We start from the raw sequence: 26,077 nt of genomic DNA on the forward strand, positions 1-26,077 counted from the left end.
ATGCTCTTTTAATAGGTTCTCTTTCCTGTAGCAAGGCGAGAAAGAATACTAGTAATCAAGATCATTACAACCAACACGAGCGCCCCTGCCCACGCAAGTTGCTGTTGGTTAATAAACTGAGGACCACCGGGCACGATTGAGAAATTATAGACAAGTACGCCCAATGAAGCTGATTTCTCGAAGATTCCATGTGACCAGTATTGACTAAATAAAGCTGTGAAGATTAGAGGAGCCGTTTCTCCTGCTGCTCGCGCTACAGCAAGCATTGTACCCGTAACGATCGCTGGCAAAGCGGCTGGTAAAACCACAAAAAACACCGTCTGAAAGTTCGTCGCACCAATACCAACAGAGGCTTGGCGAATTTCTTGAGGTACAAGTTTTAAACTTTCTTCACTTGTACGAACGATAATTGGCAGCATTAATACTGACAGTGCTACACCACCTGCAAATGCTGAAAATCCTAAACCTAGAGAAAATCCACCTTTAATCACAATAATGCTATAAGTAAACACACCTACCACGATCGAAGGTACACCACTCAAGACATTGGTCGCAAAGCGAATCCAAAAAACAATCGGCTTCTTGCCACCAAATTCTGACACAAAAATGGCTGCCATGACCCCAAATGGAACGCTAATTAAAGCAGCAATTACTACCATAACCAGAGTTCCCACAATGGCATTGCCAAAACCGCCCCCAGCAATGCCGGGAGCAGGGGGAAGTTGGGTAAAGACACCCAAGTCCAATCTACTTGCCCCTTTGATAATCACATAGGTAAGTACGGCAACCAATGGTAACAGTGCGATCGCGGCTGCACCAACTGTCAGCGTTGTCATCACATTACCAAAAAGCGTACGTGGCGAAGCTGAGCTTCTCACCAAGGTTCCCATCGGGATTCTACTTACAGTTAAATTTTGAGGTTCGGGTGTCATAGGTCAACGAAAATCATTGGGTTTGAGAGCAGAAGATTAATTAGGCTTGAATAAGGAGGTTGAATGAACGAATTGACAAAGCTACTTGATTCGCTGCACGCGTAAAATCAGCAATTCAGCCAGAATGTTAACCAACAGTGTTAGACCAAATAGAACGAATGCAGCATACATTAAGGCAGAAATCTGCAAACCATCGGCTTCAGCAAATTCATTCGCTAACTTTGCCGCGATCGAATTAGAAGGGGCTAAAATTGAGAAACTGAGTTGCGAAGCATTACCGATCAGCATCGTGACAGCCATCGTTTCACCCATGGCACGACCCAGTGCCAACATTACTGCCCCGACAATACCTGAAAAAGAAGCTGGAAGTAAAACTTGGATAATCGTCTCCCATCGTGTAGCTCCTAAACCAATAGAAGCTTGGCGTAAATCTGCTGGAACGGCGATCATAGCTTCACGAGAAATCGACGCGATCGTCGGTAAAATCATAATTGCCAAGACCATCGCTGCGGGGAGCATTCCAGTTCCGCTTAGTGGTGTGCTAAATAGAGGGAACCATTTAAAATTGGCAAATAGAAAATCACCAACGGGTTTAATGATTGGAATCAATACAAAAATACCCCACAGACCATAGACCACACTGGGGATTGCTGCCAACAGCTCCACTAAAAATACAAGAATTTCTTGTATTTTTTTTGGTAGAAAATCAAATTCTTCACTCAAAAAAGTGGCGACCCCTACACCAATCGGTACTGCAATCAGCAAAGCGATAAAAGAACTAACCAGTGTGCCATACACTTGAGGCAAAACCCCGTAAGCATCTCTAGTTACATCCCAGTCGCTAGAAACAAGAAATCCCAGACCATACTTACTCATGGCAGGAAAGGCATCGATTCCCACCTTAATTACCATCGAGATCAAGATAACAGCGACACCAATTCCAAAAATTCGGGTCAGCCAAACAAAGCCCTTATCGAGCGCTTGCGCAAGCCCAGAGCGCCGTGGCAGTTTGACTTCAGTGCTTACAGTTTCGGAACTCATTATTCAAATATTGATGATATGGATTAAAAACAACAAAATCAAGGGCTAAGCGAAAAGGGCAAGGTCGAGAATTGTCTCTCTAAACTTTGCCCTAGTACCAGAAAGCAGTCTCGGGGAAGATTGCCATTTAACGATCGCTTAGGCAATCGTTGCGATTGCAGGTTTGATTTTAGTAACCACTTCAGTCGGTAGTGGTACGTATCCCAACTCGCCACTGAGTTTTTGTCCGTCAGTTATGACCCACTCCAGCATGGCTTTGATCGCCTCAGCCTTAGCAGGATCGTCATACTTCTTGTAGAGCAACAGCCAAGTGTAAGAAACGATCGGGTAGGAAGCATCACCTGATGGGTCGGGACCAAAGGCAATGAAACTGGCAGGTAACTCGATCGCTGCAAGTGATTTCGAAGCACTTTCAGGATCGGCTTTAATATACTTACCAGCTTTATTCTCGATTGTGGCAAAAGAGATTTTGTTCTGAACAGCATAGCCATACTCAATATAAGCAAACGAACCAACAGTTTGCTGAACTTGAGCCGTTACGCCTTCGTTGCCCTTAGCACCTGTACCAGTTGGCCATTGAACTGATTTGCCTTCACCAGGCCCACCCTTCCAATCAGCACTTACAGCACTCAAGTGCTTGGTAAATACGCCCGTAGTACCGCTTCCATCCGAACGATAAACTACAGAGATAGGAAGATCGGGAAGTTTGACGCCTTCGTTAATCTTGGCGATCGCTGGATCGTTCCACTTTGTAATCTTACCTAAAAAGATATTGGCGTAGACTTCGCGGCTGAACTTGAGTTCTTTAACATCCGGTAAGTTGTAGGCAAGCACGATACTACCAGCGGCAACAGGCAACAGTAACGCACCTTTGGTGACCTTGGCAATTTCCTCTTCTTTCATGGCGGTATCGCTTGCGCCAAAGTCAACCGTTCCAGCGATAAACTGCTTGACGCCTGCACCGCTACCTACGGATTGATAGCTGATTTGAACGTTAGAGTTTTTCTTGTTAAATTCTGAAAACCAACGTTGGTATAGAGGTGCGGGGAATGTCGCACCAGCACCACTGAGACTTACAGGCTTACCACCTGCTATCTGAGCAGATGTAGATGCAGGTGTGTTAGCAGCAGTAGTAGAAGTAGGGCTGCTGGTAGCAGGTTTCGTTTCGGTCGTAGCAGTAGGAGTTGACGAAGTACAAGATGCCACGGCAAAGCTAAGTCCACCAAGAGATAGATAGATTGCCTTACGACGAGATAGTTTCAAGCTAGGACGCATAGTGATGATGTGATGAAACCTTTAATAGTTCTGGAGTTGCTTACATCAAGTATTTCTTTGGAAATACTTTTAGATAAGCTACTGTGCTTGCTCTAAAAAACGACAATGCGTGAAACCACACTATGTCAACTTCAAGCCATTTAAAATCAGCGGCTCGTAGATGAGCCAAAGTTTTAAAGCACAAACAAAACCACAATACAACTTAAAGGTAAAGGGAAAGTTAAGGCGAAAAAAATGCAGTATTAAAGGTAGCAAAATAATCTAAATATTTATGCAGTAAATCAAAGATTTTATACTAATCTCGTATACTTACTTGCGCTAAAATTATCTCACAGTAAGGTTTTCATGACTTTTAAAAAGCTTTTCACAAAAGTGTGCCCGAGGTGATATATATTTCTAAATGAGGCGCTAACAATTACCCTACAACTATAATTTTCGATTAATAGCGTAATATAGAGGTAGGGTATGTAATTATTAATGTGAACGGTAAATTTAAAATAATTATGAATTGAGAAGAACTTATTCTGAGAATTCCATTAATCCCACAATATAATCTTCCCAAATCATCTATGTTTATCTGATTTGGATAAATGGAAGAAGCATATTTGCCCAACTAGTTATTTTATTACCTCTCCCACTTTCATGTTTAAGGTTATCTAAATAGAGGAATGATTTTATCTAGGAAGTTACCTCTAGCAAACTGATATGAGAAGGTAGACAAAAGGCTCACATTTGATACATAGCTGAGATATGGATATCGAAACTGTGCTGCCCGCAAACAACTTTAGATCTCTGGTAAATCTCAATTAACCCCAAAATCATCAAAAGCGATCATGAATTCAAATCCTATGGAAAGCGCAATCATCAAGGCTGATGATGTCAACGTGTATTACGGTTCTCATCTAGCCGTCTCTGGAGTCAACTTAGCTATTAACACTAACCAGATCACTGCGTTTATTGGACCTTCTGGATGTGGCAAAAGTACGGTTTTACGCTGCTTTAATCGCTTGAACGATCTGATTGCTGGTGCCAGAGTAGAAGGTAAGATCACCTTTGGGAAGCATGACCTTTACGATTCTCAAATTGACCCCGTTGCAGTCCGTCGTCGTATTGGCATGGTGTTTCAGCGCCCCAACCCATTCCCAAAATCCATCTATGAAAATATTGCCTTTGGTCCCCGCATCAATGGTTTTAAGGGTAGCAAGAGCGATATGGACGATCTCGTCGAGCGATCGCTAAAACAGGCGGCAATTTGGGAAGAAGTCAAGAACAAATTGGGGGAAAGTGGACTCGCTCTTTCTGGTGGTCAGCAACAGAGATTATGTATTGCCCGTGCGATCGCAGTGGAACCAGAAGTAATCTTAATGGATGAGCCTTGTGCTGCACTCGATCCAATTTCTACGCTGAGAATTGAGGAACTGATGACAGAACTCAAACAACGCTTCACGATTGTGATCGTCACCCACAACATGCAGCAGGCTTCGCGGGTATCTGATATGACAGGGTTCTTTAATACAGAACTCGATAAGAGAGGACAACGCACTGGCAAACTCGTTGAAATCGATCGCACGCAAGTGATCTTTAGCTCGCCCAAGCAAACTGCCACTGAAGAGTATGTCAGCGGTCGTTTTGGCTAAGTAGTTTTTTCACTAGGCTGAATATTTTCACTAGACTGAATCAAACCAATAAACTACAACAGGTTTCCTGCCCAAATTAAAAATTCATCGATTTTATAAAGCCTGCTAACCGTAGGCTTTTTTTAGCACTTGAATTCATAAGCCCCTCAGCATTATTGCCTACAGGTGCAGCAAGTGGGTTTATGTGCTTCATGCTATGTTTTATGGGTATGTGATTTTTTGTAGTTCACAGAGTTTTTCATTTAGCTTTTTCACCTAGCTTTTTCACCTAGCTTTTTCACCTAGCTTTTTCGTCCAGCTTATGACTAGCTCATCGAGCATCACGCTGCAAAAACCTCCCTTACTGGAACTAAGAGGAATCCATAAACGTTTTGGCAACAATGTCATCCTTGATGGCATTGACCTCAAGGTTTACCCCGGTGAAGCGCTCGCAATCATTGGCCCATCGGGTACTGGCAAGTCTACGATCTTGCGGATTATCTGCGGGCTACTAGAGCCTGACGAGGGTGAGGTACTGCTCAATGGCAAGCCTATTCGCGGTGTTATAGAGGCAGAAGCTGAGGTTAACATTGGCATGGTGTTTCAGCAGGCAGCCCTGTTTGACTCATTGACCGTGGCTGAGAATGTGGGCTTTTCATTATTTGAGCGATCGCACCTGTCTCGCAAACAAATTTTAGAACTGGTCGAGGAGAAACTAGCCTTGGTGGGGCTACCGAATATTTGCGATCGCTTTCCCAGTCAGCTCTCAGGCGGGATGCGCAAACGGGTCAGCTTTGCCCGTGCCATTTTAGAAGATCCGACCGTGACCACCACCGCCAAAAAGATCCTGCTCTACGACGAACCTACAGCAGGGCTAGATCCCGTAGCCTCGACCATTATTGAGGATCTGATCAAGTCTTTAAAGGTAGAACAGCAGGTCTGCGATAGTTTTATTGTGGTCACCCATCAAGAAAGTACGATTCGCCGCACCAGCGATCGCCTGATTATGCTCTATAAAGGCGAGATCAGGTATTCTGGAAGCATCAGTACAATTGATACAACCGATAATCCGCACATACGCCAGTTTTTTAGTGGTAGTACGGAAGGACCAATTCAGATTGTGGGTAAGGAGGCATAGTTGTAGTGCAGTCAAGATCGTTACGCGACGGCTCATTGGGATTGTTGATTTTAGTTGGCATCTTTTTGTTTGGTGGTGCCATCTTTTGGCTGAAAGGTCTACGCATCGGCGATCCTCAGTTCAGCTTTGTGATTAAATTTCCTGACACGAGTGGGTTAGATGTCGGCTCCCCCGTTAAATTTCGTGGAGTCGCAGTAGGTAAAGTCCAAAAGATTGTCGCCGCATCCGCCAATGTTGAAGTCACCGTTGTGATTGAGAACCCCAAGTTGGCAATTCCACTGCAATCATCGGTAGAAACTACGCAAAGTGGTTTGTTAGGTGGCACGTCCATTGATATTTTCCCCCAAGCAAATATTGGTAACGATGCTGGCTTTGACCCGATCGCCCAAAACTGTAATGCCCAAGTCATTGTCTGTCAGGGAAAGACGATCGAGGGAGAACGCGGTGTTAACTTTACGCAAACCCTCAGAGAAACTACACTCGCACTCCGCAAAATTAACGACCAAGGGCTAATCGAGAAGCTGAGCAGTACCTTACAAACCGTTGAGGCGACTGCCCGCAGTTTCAAAAAGCTATCGGAGACTGCTACCCGTGCCATTAGTACCTTTGAAGGTCAAGCTTCCAAATTTGGAGACACAGCTACAGCGATCGCTAGGGCTGCCGATCAGGTTACGCAAACTGCTAGTAGTGCTGATGATTTAATCAAAGTTAATCGCGAAAAACTAGCACAAACCCTTGATGGTATTGCCGCCGCATCGAGAGAAGCGCGATCGCTGATCGCCAGTGCCAAGCCCTTGCTTGCCGATGGTAAGTTTGTGGAAAGCCTACAAAAGCTCTCAGAAAATGCCGCAGAAACCGCATCGAACCTGCGCAAACTTACGGGCGAAATGAATAATCCTGCCACGATCGCAGCGCTTAGAGAGACCCTAGATTCTGCCCGTGCCACCTTTGCCAATGCTCAAAAGATTACCGCCGATCTAGACGAACTCACAGGCGATCCCAAGTTCCGCAACAACATTCGTAATTTGGTGAATGGTCTCAGTGGGTTACTGTCAACCGCCCCTAGTCTAACGGTTCCTCCGACAGCGGCAAATCCAGCCCCCGATCTCAAGCTACCTGTTGAAGTTGCCAAAAGTAAGTCACCCGTCAATTCCTCTGACAAACACAAACAGGAAAAGATTAAAGTCAATAGTCCCAAACCCAACACCGTCATTGGTAAACCCTCTAATATTGCACCCGATCCTAAAAATGAATGAACCTGACGCCTAGCCAAATATGGCTTGTAATTTCCATTGCCCTGCTGTTGGTAGAGTTACTCGTTCCTATTCCAACACTTTTAATTGCGGGTGCAATGGGTTTAGCAGCTTTATTTGTAGCAGCGATCGCGTTTGTCATTCCATCCATAGAAATACAAATTGGGTTGTGGATTTTGGCTTCGGCTGGTCTGATTTGGTATTCTCGCCGCTTTATCCCCAAAGATTCGCATCAACTTAAGGATGCAACGGAAGGTGTAACGCTCACAGCCATTCCTGCTGGTCAATCGGGGCGAGTAAAGTATGAAGGTGGATCTTGGAAAGCCCGTTGCGAAGATCCCGATCTAACAATTCCAGCGCAGCAAAAGGTAGTAATCGTGCGTCGCCAAGGTACAACTTTAATCGTTGTGCCTGAATACTGGCTGCATGGTGATTAGTTGTCAGAATTCATGTATCGATTTATCAGAAAAATGGGAACAGGTCAAATTCTTGACGAATTTCCAAAAGCGAACGATCGAGCAGATGTTCGTAATCTAAGAATGGATAGAACTTGCGCGTACCACGGGTCTTGAACCACAGGCTAATTACCTCTGGCAACAAGCGCGGCAATACAACGAGAATGGAACTATATAGCCATAGCACCCCATGCTCCCTAATTAGGTCGTCGTACATGATCTGTATGGCTGGCTTAATGGCTGGATCTCTATTGGTGCGTAGGTAATCGCTAAACTTAAAATCACTCGTCCAAAAGCCTAGGGGTAGCAATTTGATCTCATCGTACATATTCGTGTCACACCCCAAAACAACATGGCTGACATCGTGAGCTAGTAAAATCTTGGCAAATTCTGGGGGCAGTTCTCTGGGGTCGGTGACATTAGGATTGACTGCATAATATTCTTCTAACCCTTGCCGAAGGGTCTGAGGCGTATTTTTGTCCATGTACTGCGGGCGGGAACGCTTACTCATAATCATCTTATTTTCGATACGGCATCGTATCGAAAATTATACCACGCTCGATGAACTAAGCGACCTCCCACAACCTCCAAGCCCCATAAGCGAGGCTCCTTAAATCTACCCAAGGAAACTAGACGCGATCGACAAAAGGCTACGTTATAGTAAAGCTATTCTCCTCATATGGGTCGAATAAACCATGCAACTCACCCTCAGCCAAGCGCAAACCCAAATCCTCGAAACACTAGTCAAACAAGGGCAATATCCCTCATTAGAAGAAGCTCTCAACACAGCCTTGCTATTACTGATTGATGAAGTTGCACTGCCCGAGCCAGACAATAGTCCTGAATACTTAATCTGGGCTGAAGCGACCCGCCAAAAAATTAACGCTGCAAGGGAACAGGCAAGACGAGGTGAAGTGCTAGAAGTAGATGAAGTGCTGACTCAACTGAGAGCTAAAGTGCAAACTGCCAAAGCAGTCAAAGCAGTCAAAGCAGCCAAAGTATGAAGTTGGTCATTACGCTTGATGCGAGTCGAGACCTCTCGGAAATTTCAGACTATTTTCTAGAGCAAAGCATAGATGCAGGCGATCGCTTTGTTGAAGGATTTGGTAAAAAATGCCAACATCTCGCCCAATTTCCATACTTGGGGCGATCTTATGATCGACTAGCTTCTGGTTTGCGAGGAATATCGTTGATGGACTACATTATCTTTTACCAAATTGTGGAAGAGGGCATTGAAATCTTGCGGGTAGTTAGTGGTTATCGAGATCTACAGTCTGTTTTCAACAAAAACTAATCCGATTCCCTTCTAGCTACTCACATCTATGAGCGATCGACCGAAAAAGTCAGTTGGGCGTCCCCGCAGTCTTCAATCTCACCAAGCCATGCTGCAAGCAACCGTGGAACTGCTTGGAGAAGTTGGGTTTGATGCCATGAGTATCGAAGCGATCGCTGCTCGTGCAGGCGTGGGGAAAACGACCATTTACCGACGTTACAAGGGCAAAGAAGAACTAGTTGCCGATGCGATCGAAAGTATTCGACAAGATGTGGTCATTCCTGATACGGGAAATCTTTGGAGCGATCTGGATGCATTAATCGAGAATGCTGCCCTCATTACCCTGACACCATTGGGAAAACAGACTGTTGCGATGATTATTAGCAGTGCCTCTAGTAACGAGCAGTTTGCCCAAATCTATGGGTCTAAATATTTGCAACCCCGACGACAAGCCTTTGCGATCGTCTTGGAACGCGCAAAAGAGAGAAATGAAATTCAGGCAGATGTAGATGCTGGGCTAGTTTTTGACATGATGAGTGGAATTATGTTGTATGCCTTAATCTTTCGGCCTGCAACCGAATCATGGATAGCTTACGTAAGCCGTGCCCTACGTTTCTTTCTCAGAAATGTTGAAATCTCTTGATGCTGGTGTAATCATAAGAAGATGGTGATGTGCGATCGTGCGACCTTTAAAGACTGCGGTATGCTGGTAAGTAGAGTTCAGAATTAGCAAATATGGCCGACTTTATTAGTGTAATCGTTGGTAGTGTCGTTGTTTTAGGCATTGGAGCTAATTCGTTTAAGGTTATCAATCAAGGTGAAGAAGCTTTGGTTGCAACCTTTGGCAAATATAAACGCAAGCTTTCAGCGGGACCAAATTTTATCGTCCCCATTGTCGATACGATCGCATACAAAGGCTCGATTAAAGAACAGGTTCTCGATATTCCTCCCCAACAGTGCATCACTAGAGATAACGTTGCCATTACTGCTGATGCCGTAATTTACTGGCGCATTGTCGATATGGAGAAAGCTTTTTATCGTGTAGAGAACCTACGTCAAGCCATGACCAATATTGTACTGACCCAGATTCGGTCTGAGTTAGGCAACTTGGAACTCGATCAAACCTTTACTGCTCGTTCTCAAATCAATGAGATTCTCTTACGGGATCTCGATGATGCCACCGATCCTTGGGGGGTAAAAGTTACAAGGGTAGAGTTGCGTGACATCTTACCCGCTAAGGCAGTACAGGAGTCTATGGAACTTCAAATGACCGCCGAACGCAAAAAAAGAGCGACAATTCTTACATCGGAAGGAGAACGCGAGTCAGCCATCAATAAAGCCAAAGGTTTAGCCGATGCTCAGGTTTTAGCAGCAGAAGCACAGCAAAAGGCAGCAATTCTAGAAGCGGAAGGTCAAAAACAAGCACGCGTTCTTAGAGCAGAAGCCCAACGGCAAGAGCAGGTGCTGCGATCTCAGGGTACAGCCCAAGCCCTCCAAGTTCTAGTTCAAGCAACCAAGGGAAATCCCCAAGCACAGTCTGCTTTACAATTCCTGCTTGCCCAAAACTACATCGACATGGGAGCGACAATCGGTGCCAGTAACAGCAGCAAAGTCATGTTTATGGATCCGCGCACGATTCCCGCTACATTAGAAGGAATGAAGTCGATTATTAGCGAAACTACAGACACAATACCTGCCGATGCTTTACCCAATGACTGGGGCAAATAGTTAACTGAACCAGCGAAGATTGCGAGAACAGACTCGTCTGGTCTTTCAGTCCAAGTCGGTAATGTTGCCTCTTAAGGCTTTAATTTCGCCGCGCTTGGTTTTATGGTCGATCCGTCTGCTTTGAGCGCCGCGTGAGGGCTTGGTAGGTTTACGCTTTGTTGGCAAGATCGTCACACTTTGAATCAAAAGCTGGAGGCGTTTTAAGGCATCTTCTTTATTTTGTTCTTGGGTACGGTGTTGTTGCGCCTTAATGATAATCACGCCATCTTTAGTAATGCGGCGATCGCTTAAATTCAGCAGCCGTTCCTTGTAGATCGGTGATAGGGAAGATGCGTTGATATCAAAGCGCAGATGAATTGCCGTGGCGACCTTATTCACATTTTGCCCGCCTGCGCCTTGAGATCGGATAGCAGTAAGACCAATTTCCTCGATCGCGAGGGCAGTGTTTTTGGTGATTTGGAGCATTAGGGTGCGCTGCTATCCTTGACATTCTCTTCCCAACGACGGGGCGGCGAACTGCGGCGAATGTCTCGCCAGATGCCCGTTGCCGCTAACGTCCCATCTGCCACGGCGATCGAAATTTGATTGAGACCTTGCTTCAGATCGCCTAGAGCAAAAATTCTTGGATGAGAAGTGCGACACATCTCATCAGTGACTAAATTCTCGCCACTGCGCTTGAGATCGATCTCTTTGAGATAGCCATTATGATAATGCGATCCCATCGCCACCAGACCCGTCTCTAATTCAAGCTCTGAGCCATCGACAAAACGCACGCCTGTCATGGTATGGTCGTGTCCCAAAAACTTAGCGATCGGCTGTTCGTAGAGTGGATAGCCATGTTCTGCCAGCTTCGCTCGCATTTCGGCTCCGACTTCGCAAGTGCCGTGGGTAATTACGCTGATATAGGGGGTGAACCAGTTGAGCACAAAGGCAGTATTAATCGCAGCTTCAGAACCGACAAATAGGCCGCAGCGTTTATCGCCAATTTCATAGCCATCGCAAATCATGCAAACATGAAGGTTATAGCCTGCATAGTCATAGACATTTTGCATGTCTTCTAGCTGGGGCAATTTATCAATAATGCCACTTGCCGCTACAACATACTTGGTACGAAACGTAACATATTCACTATTTTCTTTGCCAATTTTAACTTTTACAGCAAAGGTTTCACCCTCGTCCGTAACTGCTTCGACAAAGCCCCGTAAATAGTCGCCATCAAGCTCTAGAAAGCGATCTTGCCCGTCTTTTAGTAAGTCTCGCCCAGAGGTTTCATGGGACAGTCCCAAATAATTTGTGAGGTTTTGCATCCAAAAAGAACGACCTTTGCCTTTCTCGATCACGAGGCAAGAAAGACGATAGCGCGCCAGATAAAGTGCTGCTGACAGACCTCCTGCTCCCCCTCCCACAACGATCGCGTCATAGATGCGATCGAGCCTTTGTGACAGATTCTTTTTCGCAAGTTTCATAGTAATTCTATTGCTGAGAAAAATTTTTCGTTGACAAGATATTGTCTGGGGATTGACTGATAAGAATCTTTATAGGCTAAACATCTTTGTCATAAAAGCAAATACGGCGATTCTATAGCATTTACAGCTAATTGAGGATTGCTAAAGCCAAGTAAAGCCTATTGAGAATTATTATGACTTAACTCAGATTTTGCAGGTATCTTTCTTAAGCTCTAAATTGCCTATCTATTGCCTAACCTGAAGATAGGTCTTTTAATCAAAAAGCCTGCATAGGCAGGCTTCTGAAGCTTTTTGGTAATTTGCTAGCGCAAACAATATTAACGCTTTGAGTATTGAGGCGCTTTGCGGGCTTTGCGTAAACCGTATTTTTTACGTTCTTTCGCACGGGGATCGCGGGTAAGGTAGCCTTCTGTTTTGAGTGGCTTGCGGTTTTCTGGAGCTAACTCACATAAAGCACGAGCGACACCCAACCGAATCGCATCTGCCTGTCCCGTAACCCCACCACCATGAATATTGACCAGAATGTCATACTCATTTTCTAGACCCAAAGTTTCTAGGGGAGCTTTTACACCAGCAATATAGCTGGGGTTAAATTGCAAATAGAGATCGCCTGGTTTGTCATTGATCGTAATGCTGCCACTCCCTGGCACCAAACGAACTCTGGCAACAGCGGTCTTACGACGACCTGTGCCCCAGTAAACCGCACGACTAGATTGATCGGTAGCTTGCATAGGTTATTTCTCTCCAGGAATAGTATTGATCGCGAGGGTTTCAGGTTGTTGAGCGGCATGGGGATGGCTGTCGCCACTGTAAACCTTAAGCTTGGTAAATAGTTGACGACCAAGAGTGTTTTTAGGCAACATGCCTTTAACAGCAACCTCTAGAGGACGTTCTGGTACGCGTTTGATTAGCTTATCAAAGGTTTCTTCTTTCATCCCGCCGGGACGACCAGAGTGACGTCTGTAGAGCTTTTGAGAAGTCTTTTTGCCAGTTAGAGCGATTTTGTCAGCATTGATCACGACTACAAAGTCACCCATGTCAAGGTGAGGTGTGTAGGTAGGCTTGTTTTTGCCGCGTAAGATCATGGCGATCGCGCTAGCAAGACGACCTAAGCGTTGACCAGAGGCATCAACGAGATACCATTTTTGGTCTGGTTTCTTAGGTAAAAAGGTTCTGTTTTCGTTAAAAGAGTTATCTGTCATGGGATTTCAGTCATTAAGTAAAAATCAGGAATCAAGAACGAAAGACTTTTTAGAGTTTGGCGAGAAGTGCTTTACTTCATCTCTTCTAAGTAATCATCGTTAGCACCTCTCGGTTAGCAACCTCTTGCTTGAAGAATGGACTATTATCATAACCCACTCCTAACAAGCAAAGTCCTTGAGGCGGGGCAGCATACTTCACATCATTACGTCGCTGCTGTTGCCAAATATTTGTAAACTCTGCCACGCTCAAACGCGATCGCCCCACCTCCACAAGTAGCCCCACTAACAGGCGAATCATGCCATAGAGAAAGCCACTGGCTTGCATCTCCATAAACACAAAATCCCGTTCGCGCCAGCACTTGGCTTCTTGAACCGTCAACCAAGCATGGGGACGTTTTGAACCCGCACGCTGTAATGCTGAAAGATTTTGTTCTCCTAGCATCGGCTCAAGCGCTGAGTGCATGAGTTCTTGATCTAAGGCGTGGAGATAGTAGTGCCAACTGTAATCTCGCACAAACAGATTGGGAATTGCCGCCGTAAAGATGGTGTAGCGGTAACGCCGCCAGACAGCAGAAAATCGGGCGTGCCAGTTGCTAGGAACCCCCACAGATTGCCGAATCAGAATGTCTTGTGGCAAGTAACTATTGAGTATTTTTGACCAACGGTCTGGTGGCACAGGACTATGGGTGTCAAAGTGCGCGACTTGAGCCAAGGCATGTACGCCTGTATCCGTCCGTCCCGCCCCATGTAGCACCACAGTGTGTCCGCAGATTTGTGTCAAGGTATCCTCAATCGTTTGCTGTACGCTCTGATGATTTGCCTGTCTTTGCCAACCATAGAAATGCGTGCCCAAGTATTGAATGACAAGGGCAACTCTCCGCGTAGGGAGAGAGGGCATGGGTAGAGGGTCAACGTGAATCATAGTAGTCAACAGACAAAAGACAGAACCTTCTGCCTTGAGCGCGATCGCTTCGGGTGTTTCTAGAGGATGGTTTGTAATTTAAACGAGCTGGATGATTGCCATTTCAGCATTGTCCCCACGACGAGGCACTGTGCGCAGAATGCGGGTATAACCACCTTCGCGATCGCCGTAACGGGTAGGAGCTTGCTCAAACAACAGATCGACAAGGCGCTTAACCTGCTCTTCATCTGGAAGTTGCTTGGTCTTAGCAGTACGCATTTGGGGCTTAACGGGTTCCCCTTGCTTGACGGACTTGTTATAGAGATAGGCTAATACTTGACGACGCGCGTGAAGCGAGCCATTTTTGGCAAGAGTAATGATGCGATCGGTCGTAGCACGAATCGCATCGGCTCTAGCTCTGGTTGTTTTGATTTCGCCTCTAAGGATCAAGTCAGTGGTAAGCGTGCGAAGCAGGGCTTTGCGCTGATCGGCTGGCTTGTTGAGTTGGGGAGTTTTACAACGGTGACGCATGATTTTATTAGGTCTAGACTAAAGTTTCAAAGATTTTTGGTGAATACCAAAGATTTTTATACGAGCTTGTTTATACAGGCTTGGGGGTCTTAGATTCGGGCAGGGTTAAACCGAGATGACGTTTTAGAGCCTCAATCACCTCCTCAGCTGACTTTTGACCAAAGTTCTTGATCTCTAGCAAATCGTCTTGGGTGTACTCTAAAAGATCGGCCACGGTATTGATCTGAGCGCGTTTGAGACAGTTATAAGCTCTGACCGAAAGCTGCAACTCTTCAATATGAATTTGTTTAGTTTCATCTTGATCGTCTGAAGGCTCAGGACGAGAGGGAACCAAGGTGATTTCTTGTAAAGGCGAGAACAAACCTACCAAAACGCTTGCAGCTTGGCTTAGTGCTTCTTGAGGCGTAATGCTGCCATTTGTCCAGATCTCAATACTGAGGCTCTCTTTGTCAACACCCTCACCAATTCGAGCGTCTCTGACATCGTATTTCACCTTATTCACAGGCATAAATACCGCATCAATCTTGAGCGAATCAATTGGGGAATTGTGATCCTCTTTAGAGCGGTCAACAGAGCGATAGCCTTTGCCTTTCTCAATAGTTAACTCCATCTCAAGGGTTGCCCCTTCGCAAAGGGTAGCAACGTACTGATCGGGATTGACTACTTCTATATCAGAAGGCAAAGGGTGAAAATCTCCTGCGGTAACGGTTGCAGGACCTCTTGCCATCAAGCGCACAATTTGAGGTGCAGAACTGTAAGACTTGAGTACTAATTCTTTTAGGTTCAAAAGGAGATCCAGTACATCTTCACGCACGCCTGGAATGGTAGCAAACTCGTGGTTTACTCCAGCAATGCGAACGACAGTAACAGCCGCACCTTCCAGATTAGAGAGTAGTACTCGCCTCAGGGCATTACCGACCGTAATTCCTTGCCCTCTTTCCAATGGTTCCAGTACAAATCGGCTGTACTGGCTGTTGGTCTTATCCGTATAAGATTCAATACACTCAACCTGAAATTGTGCCATTTTTTCACCGATATAGTCTGAACAAGTAAAAATAGAAGCCAGAAATCAAGAAAAAAGCATCAGTGCCTTTCTTGTTTCTTTGTCTGGTTAGATACTCTACCTATCTAAATACCACTGACAATCCAAGGATTAAACGCGACGACGCTTGGGTGGACGGCAGCCGTTGTGAGGAATGGGTGTAATGTCACGGATCAAAGTAATCTCTAATCCAGCGGCTTGCAACGCTCTAACTGCTGTTTCCCGCCCAGAACCTGGACCTGTCACCATCACTTCTACTTGGCGCATCCCTTGTTCCATCGCTCGTCTAGCTGCGGATTCGGCGGCAGTTTGCGCTGCAAAAGGAGTGCCTTTCTTGGCACCTTTAAAACCACTAGCACCAGCAGAAGACCAAGAAATGACATCTCCGCCCGTATCAGCAATTGTAATAATGGTGTTGTTGAAAGTGGACTGCACGTAGGCAATTCCATTAGGTACGTTGCGCTTTTGCTTGCGCACTCCAGTCCGACGCGTTGGTTGGCGAGCCATAGTTTAGTTCTGAGCCTCAGTAGTTATTTTCAGTAGGTTTTATGGGGATGTTTTAACAGATGATTACCCAACGTTCGATCGAGCAATTAAGGGTAGGTCATCAGTTAGTAAGCCAGAAACTATGTATGTCACAAGTTGCTGACTTAGTTGAACTTTGAGTTGAGATTTGAAATGGGTAGAGATTGGCAATAACAATGTAAATCCAAACTCTATTTCTTAGCAGGCGCTTTCTTCTTACCTGCAACCGTACGACGACCACCACGTCGAGTCCGAGCATTGGTTCTTGTACGTTGACCGCGTACAGGTAACCCTAATCGATGTCTTCTACCTCTAAAGGTACCAATATCGACTAAACGCTTAATATTCAAGCCCTCTAGGCGGCGTAGATCTCCCTCAACTTGATAGTTGGTTTCAACCTCGAAACGTAAGGCAGTTACCTCAGCGTCATCAAGATCTTTAACTCTAGTGTCAGGGTTAACTTTTGTAGTTGCCAGAATCTTCTGAGCACTAGAGAGCCCTATGCCAAATATATACGTCAACCCGATTTCGACGCGCTTTTCACGAGGAAGGTCTACCCCAGCAATGCGAGCCACTATGTCATCTCCCTAAAATTATGTTGAATCTATTTTTTGCCGACGCATGTTGACGTTTCCGTGGAAACGCAGTTTACGGCGAACTCTATAATATATTAACTACGGTCGTTTGTGTCAACCTTATGCATTTAATGATGCTAATTTCTGAATTTAATCACAACAGACTAAATTTTTAAGCGCTGATTAAAGCTCGTGCAGATTAGGCTTTAAACGCCACAAGACAACAAAGAACCTTAAGCCAAATATAACAGTACTCAGACTATTTTTAGACTGGACTAATCATATCAGGAGCCTAAGTTGTTGATTTGGGTGATGAAACCCAGAGAATTGCTCGATCGCGCCAGTTCCAATCAATCACGATGCCTAACAAATATAAAAATCCTTACAAAAATTACTCGAATGCTACATATTCTAAAATCTACCAGAATGGGTAGTTCGAGATTAGGAGTCACGCGAAGGTTTTTGTAAGGATCTTAAGTTTTGCTTAAATATCATTCTCAAGCGTTGCTACCCCTGAAATTGGGCGATAGGTATAACCGCTATTGTGGGGTCTTGACACTTTCATAATGTCTTCTTTGATTGCCTCTAGGTCAATGTAGCGATCGGCTACGTTGATTAGATGATCGCTCGTCATAGAACGCAGGCTAACAACTTCTACTCGGACGCCTCGATAGCTGGTAGCATCTACGGCATAGGCAAGATCGCCATCCCCACTTACGAGAATCGCCGTATCGTACGAACCGACTAAAGCCATCATGTCTACGGCTATTTCTACATCAAGGTTAGCTTTTTTAGAACCGTCGGGTAGTTGGACTAATTCTTTTGAGATCACGCGGTAGCCGTTCCGACGCATCCAAAGCAAGAAGCCCTGCTGTTTTTCATTGGTGCGATCGACTCCTGTATAGAAAAATGCTCTTAGAAGTCTTGAACCTTCGGTCAAGCGCCATAGGAGTTTGGTGTAGTCAATCTCGATCCCCAGTTGTAATGCCGCATAAAACAGGTTGGAGCCGTCAATGAATATGGCGATCCTCCCCCGATTTTCCATCACTTGCTCTGGTGTAAATGCAGAGTCATTTTCAAAATTTAACATTGGTTTGCCTATAAAAGTTTTGTTAATAAAAGTTTGATATTAAAGCTAACGACTTCTAAATATGTGGATTTATCGATCGTTGATACTTTTGATCGCGCGTTTATAATCGCTCAAAAGTTCTTTGTGATTGGAGTATTGGCGATCTATGTGTGAGAAACATACGACAAATCCAAAAGATAAAGTATCAATTCCTAGACTGAGACTATATTTAATACTTTGTTAAAACCAAATATTCACTAATATTTTTAATTAATTGATTTGTTAATCAATCGATCGCTGGTTCAAACTAAGTAACTAAGTAGAGTATATCATGTAAGTAAATATGCCTAGGTGAGTATAAAATACTAGATTGCCCCCTTAAACTTTTTGAGGATTGGTGGCTGTTTGAGTCTCAATCCGCTGAAAAATTGGCGTTGGTGACTGTAAAGATGCCCCTTCGGTTAGTATTCCCCACTTGCAATGAATCCAATCAGGTGGTAAAGCTTCTTGAAAATCTAATCCAAGTTGACGATAAATCTCCGAACTTAGTTTCGGGGTGACTGGCGATAAAAGGTAGGCAGCAATGCGCACGGACTCTAAGATCGTATATAAGACTTCATTGACTTCTGCCTGTTGTCCTGCCTTAAAGAGTTTCCAAGGAGCCGCATCATCAATTAACTTGTTACATTTCCAGATCAAATCCAAAATGTTGTTGCAGGCAGATTGAAAATCAAGATTGCTGTAGTTGTCAGCGACGCGATCGCCCAACGAACTAGCAGTCTCAATTACTGGCACTACCAATTCACGCAATGCACTCGCTGTAGAAACGGGTACAACCCCATGGCAATATTTGCCGATCATGCCAAGACTGCGATTGAGCAAATTACCAAGGCTATTGGCTAAATCAGCATTGACGATCGCTACAAATCTCTCTTCATTGAAATCTCCGTCGCGACCAAATTCAATTTCCTTAAGGAAATAATAACGAACGGCATCCGCCCCAAAGCGTTTGACCAGATCGTAGGGATCGATCACATTGCCCATGGTTTTGCCCATCTTGAGACCATCTTTGGTCAGTAAGCCGTGACCAAAAACACGTTCGGGGATCGCTAATTCAGCGGACATCAACATGGCTGGCCAGTAAATCGCATGAAAGCGCAGAATATCTTTACCAATAATATGCACCTTGAAGGGGAACCAAGTTTTGAGGGCATTCTCTAGGGTAGGCTCATCTTCAGGGTCGAGTAAAGCAGTGATGTAGCCCAGTAGAGCATCGAACCAAACGTAGATGGTATGGCTGGGATCGGTGGGCATTGGGAAGCCCCAATCTAGGTTGACGCGAGAAATGGAAAAATCGGTTAACCCCTGTTTGACAAAACCTAGAACCTCATTGCGACGAGCCTCAGGTTGAATGAAATCGGGGCGATCGCGGTAGAGCTGTTCTAATCTGTCTTGATATTTGGAAAGGCGAAAGAAATAGTTAGCTTCATCGCGCCACTCACAGACAACATTGGTATGAATTGGACAGCGATGCTCGTCGAGCAGTTCTCTTTCTTCTTTAAATTCTTCGCAGGCAACGCAGTACCAACCCTGTTGTTGGCTCAGGTAAATATCGCCTGCCGCATAGACCCTCTGAAAAAATTCATTGACGATCGCTTGATGTCGCGGTGCTGTGGTTCGAGAAAAGCGATCGTAGCGAATATTTAATTGCTGCCAAAGGGCTTCAAACTCACTGACAACGAGATCGCAATGCTCTTGAGGGGTGCGATTGAGTTTTTCGGCGGAGCGTTGAATTTTTTGCCCGTGCTCGTCCGTACCTGTAATGAATCGCGTCGGGTGCCCCTTGAGTCGATAAAAACGTGCCAAAGCGTCCGCCGCAATCGTGGGATAAGCACTACCGATGTGAGGTAGATCGTTTGCATAAAAGAGGGGAGTGGTCAGTGCGACGGGTTCAAGGGACATAGGGAAGTACGTAAAGTTGAGAAAAAACTTAAAAGCAAAAACTGGAATATAAACTATCTCTTAGATTTTAGGTGCGATCGCACTGCCTTAGAGGTTTTTATCTAATTTTTATCGTTCGACAAACTGCACGCGGCGATTTAAGAGGTTCATGCCACTTGAGATAAAGAGACTTATACCTAAGTAGATGCCCATCAGCAATAGGACAACGTTTACGGGTCTTCCTGTTTGGTTAAGCGTCGTGGAGGCGATCGCATAGACATCCTCAAAACCAATGGCGATCGCAAGGCTAGAATTTTTGGCAATATTCAAATACTGGCTGGTCAGCGGCGGAATAATCACGCGCAAAGCTTGCGGCAACACGATCAAACGCATCACCAGTCCAGATTTTAAGCCTAGGGCTTTGGCAGCTTCTGTTTGACCTTTGGGAATAGCTTGGATGCCGCCCCGCACAATTTCAGCAATAAACGCACTGGAAAACGTGGTTAACCCAAATACTAAAGCAGAAAACTCTGAGGAGAAAGTCGTCTGGAACCAAGGTAGCTTTACACCTTCGATCGATAACGATATCGCCCCTAAATTAATCGGCTCGCCAGTCTTGGGGAGAGATAGAAAAACTGCTGAATACCAAAAGAAGAGTTGCAGGAGTAGCGGCACATTCCGAAACAGTTCGACGTAAACAAGGGCAATTTGACGCAGAAGCCAATTTTTAGACAGCCTAGATACGCCAGCAGTAATCCCCAAAACGGTAGCTGCTACCACCGACACCACGGAGACTTTGAGCGAATTGAGCAGACCAATTACCAGAGCGCGACTATAGCTGTCAGAGGGTTGATAGGCGATCGGGGTTTCGCGCAGATTAAAGGAAGCTTGAGAATTGAGAAAATCAAAACTTAACTCGAAGCCCAAATTTCGCAGATTTCGCCTCAGGTTTAGCCAAGCAGCCGTCGCGATCGCGATCGCTAAAATCGCAAACACAATTTGCAAGGCAGTGCGCCAATTCCAAAGATGTTTAAAGCGAAAACTACCGATCATGATTCATTCACTTGCTTGATTTACTTGGCTTGATTCACTTGGCTTGATTTTCTGAGCGATCGCGCTGGGTCAGATCATTTTTGCATACAGCCAAAACTGACCATGCTTGGCTCACTATATTAATTCACTTAACGAGCCGACTTCCGCAGACTACTTTCCTATAAGACCAAATGTTATCTTAAATATAACTAGCCTTCAGATTATGCACACCACAAACCTACATAAAGTCGGCGACTCGATCGTGTTAGCGCTTCCCCCAGCCCTCCTTGAACTTCTCAACTTGCGATCGGGCTCAACAGTGGGAGTTGCCATCGATGGTGGCAAACTGATTATCGAACCCCAACCGAAACCAATCTACTCACTAGACGAACTTTTGGCGCAGTGCGATGCCAACGCACCAATAACGAATGAAGAGCGTACTTGGATTGATGTTAAACCTTTGGGACAAGAACTGTGAGACGTGGTGATATTTATCTCGTTTCGCTCGATCCTACTGAAGGACACGAACAGCAAGGTACTAGACCAGTTTTGATCGTCTCACCAGATCGATTTAATGCCTTGACCAAAGTGCCTATTGTTGTACCCATTACATCAGGTGGAAACTTTGCTAGAACAGCAGGCTTTGCTGTTTCCCTAGAGAGTGCTGGAACCCGCACCAAAGGTATGATTCATTGCGATCAACCGCGTCCTATCGATCTATCTGCCCGAAAAGCTCGAAAATTGGAAAGTGTTCCACCTGCAATCGTTGATGACGTGTTGGCTAAGATTACGACCCTTTTTATCCCCGAACCATAAAGCCTTACGTCCATTCCTAATTGCGATATTCATTCTTTGACTTGTCAAGTTTTGATAATTGCATAACGCGATTTACTGCTTCTTGAATAAAAGATTTGATAAACTCATCGCGGCGGTTGAGTTGAAACTGTCGTTGTACGACCTCAGCAATACCACCATCTCCCCAATCTTGATTGCGACTGAAATATTCAATAAAACTTTTTCCTGCGATGCGCGTGAGATAGGCGGCAGTTACACCTTGCACGGTGGCTTTGAGCAGCAATCCCACAATTGTTAAAGAAATTGCGGTCGAGACAATCTGCACGACGCCTTTAACAATCCCCAGACTAACTAAAGTGCGTGTGAGAGAAGAGGCTAATTCCTTGCCGCGTTCTAAATTAATATCAGCGCCATAGACCTTGCCCAGTTCCACCACCATTTGCGCGTTGATCGCTGCGGTTGCCAGCAAGTCCACCACAGGCAAAGGCGTAGCAAACACCACCCCAGCTACCAACCATTGAAATTTCTCAACCACTTTTTCTGCTTCTGCTTGCCGTTGGGTATTGATAATCCGACGTGCCTCTGCTCCCAAACGCTGAGATTGCAAGAGTACGTTATCTGCGATCAACTCATCGGCCTCGTAATTGAGAATATCCACCAACTGGGTCAAAAGCGGTTTGAGTTTCGGTGATGGTGTGACGATTTCACCCGAATCTAAAGTAAGCGTGGCTGGACGTGCGGCGATCGCCACCACATCTCCAGGAGCAATAAACGAGACCACGCGCTGGCGTAACTGGGCATGAATGGATTCGCGATCGCTTTTGGTAAAGCGGTCAACCTTGTTAAACACCAATAGGGTGCGCTTGCCGATCGCAGTGAGGGCTTTGAGTGCTTCATATTCAGATTGGCGCAGATCGTCATCCACGACAAACAACAATAAATCTGCCTCGGTTGCCAATAGTCGGGCTTCTTGCTCGCGATCGCTGCCGATCGCACCTGCCTCCAAGATCCCAGGGCAGTCAGTAATAATTACGGGGAATTCTAGATTTTTAAACCTGACGGGGGCATAGGTTTCGCCGATCGTGGTGGTTCCCATCACCGCACCGACCTCACCTTTGGGAATCGACTCAGCAGCATTTTTATCTATAGCTTTATCTACAGCTTGAGCCTCAGCCAGTAGCGCGTTCACCAGTGAGGTTTTGCCTGCGGAGCCAACGCCAAACACAACCACCTTTAACTCCAGTCGTGTAAAACTTTCGCGCAAATCTTCAGAGCGTTCGAGCAACGATCGCTTAGTAATCTCATCTTGAATTTGCTCTAACTGCTGTTGGAGCGCCGCAATGCTTTCTTCGGCAGCTTCGACTTTATCCGTCGAAACCTCTGGCACGGGACGTTGCTTTTGCGGGTCAGCCCCAAAAATGCGTGAATATCGCCAAATCGCAATGAATAGACCAAACAGCAAAGCGATCAGAAGTAATACGCACAAACCTGCCAAAATTGGCGAAGCCGTGGCAATGACGCTGTAAATTTGTAGGATGCGATCGAGCAAAGCCACGGCAAAGGAAACAATTAGCCCAATACCGATAAATAACAATAGCGATCGCAACCAAGGAAATCTTGCCATTGCCCTATCCTACATGGAGAATGCCGAAATAGCCTGCACCCTCAGCAATCTCTCTTGTTCGGCGATCGGCAAAGTAAGAAAATCCTTTTGCCATTCGTGAAAAAAATTAGGATGCTTATGAATAATTGGGATCATAAACTCAATCCTCTGAAACGAATTTGTTCGACTGTAGCATTTTTCATGAACGAGCGAAATTTTAGATAATTCATCGTAGCTCTGGGAATTTCTGGGCTAGGGCGGCGATCGCGGGACAGACCGATACCTTGTCCGTGCGACTATCCAAATTATTCCAATTAAAAGGGGCATTGCGCGAGGCAGAAAGCCAGAGCAGGCGCTTGGCGCGGGTCATCCCCACATAGAGCAAACGGAACTCCTCAGCTTGCTTAAGCGTATTGCATTGATTCCAAGCCGCGATTGGGTCGGGAACGGAATCTTCGTGTAAAATCGAACGGATTTGCGCTCGGGCGACTTCGGGCAAGGTATAGTCTCCCAGAAACCTCATGCCATCAGGCATAAATGGACTGCCGGGACAAATGCGATCGCTGAGAAATGGCATAAATACCACATCCCAATCTAGTCCCTTTGCCTTGTGCAGGCTAATCACGGTGAGTTGTCCAAGCTTGACATAGCGGTCTTCTAGGTTCTCTTCTTCAACGGCTTCAAAGTTTTCTGATAGAACAATGTCTTGGAGTGCTTCGATTACCGTTGCCATATTGTAATTGCCTGAGAGTTCTTGACTGAGGCGATCGCCCAGCTTATCTGCGGTTGCCAACTCTCCCTGCTCGTAGTCGAGCGTCATCGCGATAAACGCAATCAAATTATATAAAGGAAGTTCAATCTTCGCTCTCAGCAATCCCGTACATTTTGCCTGTGCTTCCTTGGCAATTCTTGATAGTTCTGGATCGAGTACTGTGGGATAGAGAAACTGTTCGGGCGTACTCGCGAGGGCATTCAAATCCTGCTGTGTATTAATGAGCTGGCGTTCTGCCATCACCGTCAGTGCCGCTTTCAGATTATCCGTGGAATGCGGGCGTTCCATAAACTGTAAAATCGTCAGCATGTCCGCAGGAACGCGAGAACGACGATTGCTCTGCTCCACGTCATAGATCGGAATTTCATGTTCCTTCGCAAAAGCCTGAAGCCTTTCGCTAATAAACTTGCCTTGATTATGCTGCCTGACCAGAATGGCAATACTGAGATTGCGATCGCCTTCTAAAAGCTGTTTGACTCTCTCGCCAATGCGATCGGCTTCCTGCCCGATATCATCTAGAACTTCAGGTAAATAGATTTCCACACCTCTACCTAAGGGTTCAGGATTCGCATTGGTCTGCGGATCGTTGGCATCCACTGCCCGAATCCGTTGCTGGCGGAATGGAGCCTCCTGTTTGGCATATTGCGATTGATTTACCCAATCTAAGACGAAATTGGCGGCAGTCATAATTCTCGCTGTACTGCGTCCAGCTTGGTCGAGCGTCACCAGCCTTTGTTGCCGATCGCAGCGATCGCAAAACCGATTAAAGAAGCTCGGATCGGCGGTGGTGAAGGTGGAATTAATTGCCTGATTGGGATCTCCTACCCGAATTAAATTGCTGACTTCTAAAGCGATCGGTTCCATGACCGCAAGCTGACTTCCAACTAACACGGACTGACCCGCCAGAATTTCTAAGAGCTTCGTCTGTAAGGGCGAAGAATCCTGCGCTTCATCTTCAAACACGGCAAAAATCCGATCCTGCCAATATTGCCGCACAGATTCATTCTCTAAAACCCTGAGTGCGCCTAAGATCATGTCATCGTAGTCCAGCATTCCCTGCTGCTTGAGCAAGCGGTTATAGGTATCGAAAAGTCCTGCGGCAATTTCTAAGATCGTGCCCCCATCAGGTATGCCCCCAATGCGAACCACATTGCGTAAATCCTCAGGGGTTAACCCCGAACTCTTGGCTGTGGCGATCGCTTCTCTGGCTAAACTCGGTAAAACATCCGTTCGCAACACGGTTTGACGGCGCAATCTCTCGGTGTCTTCCCCATCAAAACCCCTTCCTTCCAATAGGAGTCCGTACAGTTTGGGATAATCTTTGATCCATTGGGCAGCCGTCAAGCGAATCAATCGCTGCTTTTGCGATTCCGAGACAATCTGGGTTTCGCCCATACTAAATCCTGAGATCTCGCGATGGGAACTGGCAATACTAAATGCCAAACCATGCAATGTATTTACCGTAAAAGCACTTTGAGGCAAATGCAGTTGCTCTAAATGTTTCCGCACCTTTTTGCGAATGTTACTTGCCGCCGAACGGGTAAAGGTGACGATAACGAGCTGATTTTGACGATGTAATTTGTACTTGGCGATCGCGATCGCGGCGGCTACTGCCATCCCTGTTGATTTACCTGCACCCGGCACAGCGGAGACGGCTAGCTCTCCCCCATTCCAGTCTGCCATCGCTCTTTGCCCTTGGCGCAGGGTTTGGCGTAATTCTTCCAAGGCATTATCTAGGGGTAGGACGTTGAGAGCTGACATACGTTACATTTAGAAGAATTTAAAAGTGCCAATCCGATCGCTGTAAACTAGTCTCTCTCATCCTATCCCGATCTAAAATGATGAACGCAGTTAAATTGCTCCTGATCGGTATTTGTGGTTTGATTGTGAGTTTTCGTCAAGACTTTTCACG

General features: G+C 45.7%; 29 protein-coding genes. 10 read left to right on the forward strand and 19 right to left on the reverse strand.

Annotation, left to right across the window (positions count from 1 at the left end; genetic code table 11):
* Positions 1–8: 8 nt before the first annotated feature.
* From pstA to pstS, 3 genes are all read right to left on the reverse strand, one after another.
* Complete coding sequence (gene pstA / locus V2H45_RS09795) at positions 9–932, reverse strand: phosphate ABC transporter permease PstA (protein WP_330483456.1); 924 nt, start codon at positions 930–932, stop codon at positions 9–11.
* Between the two features lie 81 nt (positions 933–1,013).
* The gene (gene pstC, locus V2H45_RS09800) at positions 1,014–1,973 is read right to left on the reverse strand and encodes a phosphate ABC transporter permease subunit PstC (protein ID WP_330483457.1); all 960 of its coding nucleotides are present in this window, start codon (positions 1,971–1,973) and stop codon (positions 1,014–1,016) included.
* Between the two features lie 138 nt (positions 1,974–2,111).
* Complete coding sequence (gene pstS / locus V2H45_RS09805) at positions 2,112–3,248, reverse strand: phosphate ABC transporter substrate-binding protein PstS (protein ID WP_330483458.1); 1,137 nt, start codon at positions 3,246–3,248, stop codon at positions 2,112–2,114.
* A gap of 848 nt (positions 3,249–4,096) precedes the next feature.
* Between pstS and pstB the strand changes: the two genes are divergently transcribed.
* From pstB to V2H45_RS09825, 4 genes are all read left to right on the forward strand, one after another.
* Positions 4,097–4,885 (forward strand): phosphate ABC transporter ATP-binding protein PstB, encoded by a 789-nt coding sequence (gene pstB, locus V2H45_RS09810; RefSeq protein WP_330483459.1) that lies wholly within the window; start codon positions 4,097–4,099, stop codon positions 4,883–4,885.
* Between the two features lie 301 nt (positions 4,886–5,186).
* Positions 5,187–6,002 carry an ABC transporter ATP-binding protein gene (locus V2H45_RS09815; protein WP_330483460.1) on the forward strand — a complete coding sequence of 272 codons (816 nt, stop codon included), beginning with the start codon at positions 5,187–5,189 and terminating at the stop codon, positions 6,000–6,002.
* A 5-nt stretch (positions 6,003–6,007) separates the two neighbouring features.
* A complete protein-coding gene (locus V2H45_RS09820) occupies positions 6,008–7,258 on the forward strand; it encodes an MlaD family protein (RefSeq protein WP_330483461.1) in 1,251 nt (416 codons plus the stop codon).
* Positions 7,255–7,692 carry an NfeD family protein gene (locus tag V2H45_RS09825; protein ID WP_330483462.1) on the forward strand — a complete coding sequence of 146 codons (438 nt, stop codon included), beginning with the start codon at positions 7,255–7,257 and terminating at the stop codon, positions 7,690–7,692. The genes V2H45_RS09820 and V2H45_RS09825 overlap by 4 nt, the downstream gene beginning before the upstream one ends.
* A gap of 25 nt (positions 7,693–7,717) precedes the next feature.
* Here the strand turns inward: V2H45_RS09825 and V2H45_RS09830 are convergent, their stop codons facing one another.
* The gene (locus tag V2H45_RS09830; protein ID WP_330483463.1) at positions 7,718–8,221 is read right to left on the reverse strand and encodes a hypothetical protein; all 504 of its coding nucleotides are present in this window, start codon (positions 8,219–8,221) and stop codon (positions 7,718–7,720) included.
* A 184-nt stretch (positions 8,222–8,405) separates the two neighbouring features.
* Between V2H45_RS09830 and V2H45_RS09835 the strand changes: the two genes are divergently transcribed.
* The 4 genes from V2H45_RS09835 to V2H45_RS09850 all read left to right on the forward strand — a co-directional run bounded on the left by V2H45_RS09835 (position 8,406) and on the right by V2H45_RS09850 (position 10,711).
* Positions 8,406–8,714: a hypothetical protein gene (locus tag V2H45_RS09835; RefSeq protein ID WP_330483464.1), complete on the forward strand. Its 309-nt coding sequence runs from the start codon at positions 8,406–8,408 to the stop codon at positions 8,712–8,714.
* Complete coding sequence (locus V2H45_RS09840; protein WP_330483465.1) at positions 8,711–9,004, forward strand: type II toxin-antitoxin system RelE/ParE family toxin; 294 nt, start codon at positions 8,711–8,713, stop codon at positions 9,002–9,004. Before V2H45_RS09835 ends, V2H45_RS09840 begins: the two co-directional genes overlap by 4 nt.
* Before the next feature lie 28 nt (positions 9,005–9,032).
* Complete coding sequence (locus V2H45_RS09845) at positions 9,033–9,626, forward strand: TetR/AcrR family transcriptional regulator (RefSeq protein ID WP_330483466.1); 594 nt, start codon at positions 9,033–9,035, stop codon at positions 9,624–9,626.
* 92 nt (positions 9,627–9,718) lie between these two features.
* Positions 9,719–10,711 (forward strand): SPFH domain-containing protein, encoded by a 993-nt coding sequence (locus tag V2H45_RS09850; RefSeq protein WP_330483467.1) that lies wholly within the window; start codon positions 9,719–9,721, stop codon positions 10,709–10,711.
* 45 nt (positions 10,712–10,756) lie between these two features.
* Here the strand turns inward: V2H45_RS09850 and arfB are convergent, their stop codons facing one another.
* The 12 genes from arfB to V2H45_RS09910 form a co-directional block, all read right to left on the reverse strand.
* Positions 10,757–11,176 carry an alternative ribosome rescue aminoacyl-tRNA hydrolase ArfB gene (gene arfB / locus V2H45_RS09855; RefSeq protein ID WP_330483468.1) on the reverse strand — a complete coding sequence of 140 codons (420 nt, stop codon included), beginning with the start codon at positions 11,174–11,176 and terminating at the stop codon, positions 10,757–10,759.
* Positions 11,176–12,177: an NAD(P)/FAD-dependent oxidoreductase gene (locus V2H45_RS09860; RefSeq protein WP_330483469.1), complete on the reverse strand. Its 1,002-nt coding sequence runs from the start codon at positions 12,175–12,177 to the stop codon at positions 11,176–11,178. Before V2H45_RS09860 ends, arfB begins: the two co-directional genes overlap by 1 nt.
* Positions 12,178–12,494: 317 nt before the next feature.
* The gene (gene rpsI, locus V2H45_RS09865) at positions 12,495–12,908 is read right to left on the reverse strand and encodes a 30S ribosomal protein S9 (protein WP_330483470.1); all 414 of its coding nucleotides are present in this window, start codon (positions 12,906–12,908) and stop codon (positions 12,495–12,497) included.
* 3 nt (positions 12,909–12,911) lie between these two features.
* On the reverse strand, positions 12,912–13,379 hold the full coding sequence (gene rplM, locus V2H45_RS09870; RefSeq protein ID WP_330483471.1) for a 50S ribosomal protein L13: 468 nt from the start codon (positions 13,377–13,379) through the stop codon (positions 12,912–12,914).
* 85 nt (positions 13,380–13,464) lie between these two features.
* Positions 13,465–14,277: a tRNA pseudouridine(38-40) synthase TruA gene (gene truA / locus V2H45_RS09875; protein ID WP_330483472.1), complete on the reverse strand. Its 813-nt coding sequence runs from the start codon at positions 14,275–14,277 to the stop codon at positions 13,465–13,467.
* Between the two features lie 102 nt (positions 14,278–14,379).
* The gene (gene rplQ, locus V2H45_RS09880) at positions 14,380–14,811 is read right to left on the reverse strand and encodes a 50S ribosomal protein L17 (protein ID WP_330483473.1); all 432 of its coding nucleotides are present in this window, start codon (positions 14,809–14,811) and stop codon (positions 14,380–14,382) included.
* A gap of 70 nt (positions 14,812–14,881) precedes the next feature.
* Positions 14,882–15,835 carry a DNA-directed RNA polymerase subunit alpha gene (locus tag V2H45_RS09885; RefSeq protein WP_330483474.1) on the reverse strand — a complete coding sequence of 318 codons (954 nt, stop codon included), beginning with the start codon at positions 15,833–15,835 and terminating at the stop codon, positions 14,882–14,884.
* Between the two features lie 129 nt (positions 15,836–15,964).
* Positions 15,965–16,360, reverse strand: coding sequence for a 30S ribosomal protein S11 (rpsK, locus tag V2H45_RS09890; protein WP_330483475.1), 396 nt, complete (start codon positions 16,358–16,360; stop codon positions 15,965–15,967).
* 209 nt (positions 16,361–16,569) lie between these two features.
* Positions 16,570–16,953: a 30S ribosomal protein S13 gene (gene rpsM / locus V2H45_RS09895; protein WP_330483476.1), complete on the reverse strand. Its 384-nt coding sequence runs from the start codon at positions 16,951–16,953 to the stop codon at positions 16,570–16,572.
* Between the two features lie 484 nt (positions 16,954–17,437).
* On the reverse strand, positions 17,438–18,043 hold the full coding sequence (locus tag V2H45_RS09900) for a LabA-like NYN domain-containing protein (protein ID WP_330483477.1): 606 nt from the start codon (positions 18,041–18,043) through the stop codon (positions 17,438–17,440).
* A 357-nt stretch (positions 18,044–18,400) separates the two neighbouring features.
* Positions 18,401–19,984: a methionine--tRNA ligase gene (gene metG / locus V2H45_RS09905; protein WP_330483478.1), complete on the reverse strand. Its 1,584-nt coding sequence runs from the start codon at positions 19,982–19,984 to the stop codon at positions 18,401–18,403.
* 108 nt (positions 19,985–20,092) lie between these two features.
* Positions 20,093–21,016: an ABC transporter permease subunit gene (locus V2H45_RS09910; protein ID WP_330483479.1), complete on the reverse strand. Its 924-nt coding sequence runs from the start codon at positions 21,014–21,016 to the stop codon at positions 20,093–20,095.
* Positions 21,017–21,218: 202 nt separating this feature from the next.
* On the opposite strand from V2H45_RS09910, the gene V2H45_RS09915 reads away from it, so the two are divergent.
* Positions 21,219–21,473, forward strand: a complete 255-nt coding sequence (locus V2H45_RS09915; RefSeq protein ID WP_330483480.1) for an AbrB/MazE/SpoVT family DNA-binding domain-containing protein — start codon at positions 21,219–21,221, stop codon at positions 21,471–21,473.
* Entirely contained in the window at positions 21,470–21,811 is a 342-nt protein-coding gene (locus V2H45_RS09920; protein ID WP_330483481.1) for a type II toxin-antitoxin system PemK/MazF family toxin, read from the forward strand. Before V2H45_RS09915 ends, V2H45_RS09920 begins: the two co-directional genes overlap by 4 nt.
* Before the next feature lie 16 nt (positions 21,812–21,827).
* Here V2H45_RS09920 and V2H45_RS09925 read toward each other — a convergent pair whose 3' ends face one another.
* The 3 genes from V2H45_RS09925 to V2H45_RS09935 form a co-directional block, all read right to left on the reverse strand.
* Complete coding sequence (locus V2H45_RS09925) at positions 21,828–23,414, reverse strand: YcjF family protein (protein WP_330483482.1); 1,587 nt, start codon at positions 23,412–23,414, stop codon at positions 21,828–21,830.
* Positions 23,415–23,423: 9 nt separating this feature from the next.
* On the reverse strand, positions 23,424–23,549 hold the full coding sequence (locus V2H45_RS09930; RefSeq protein WP_330483483.1) for a hypothetical protein: 126 nt from the start codon (positions 23,547–23,549) through the stop codon (positions 23,424–23,426).
* A 70-nt stretch (positions 23,550–23,619) separates the two neighbouring features.
* Positions 23,620–25,926, reverse strand: coding sequence for an ATP-dependent helicase (locus V2H45_RS09935; protein WP_330483484.1), 2,307 nt, complete (start codon positions 25,924–25,926; stop codon positions 23,620–23,622).
* Positions 25,927–26,077: the final 151 nt, after the last annotated feature.

It is taken from the genome of Tumidithrix elongata BACA0141 (assembly GCF_036349135.1).
Taxonomy (GTDB): Bacteria; Cyanobacteriota; Cyanobacteriia; order Pseudanabaenales; family Pseudanabaenaceae; genus Tumidithrix; species Tumidithrix elongata.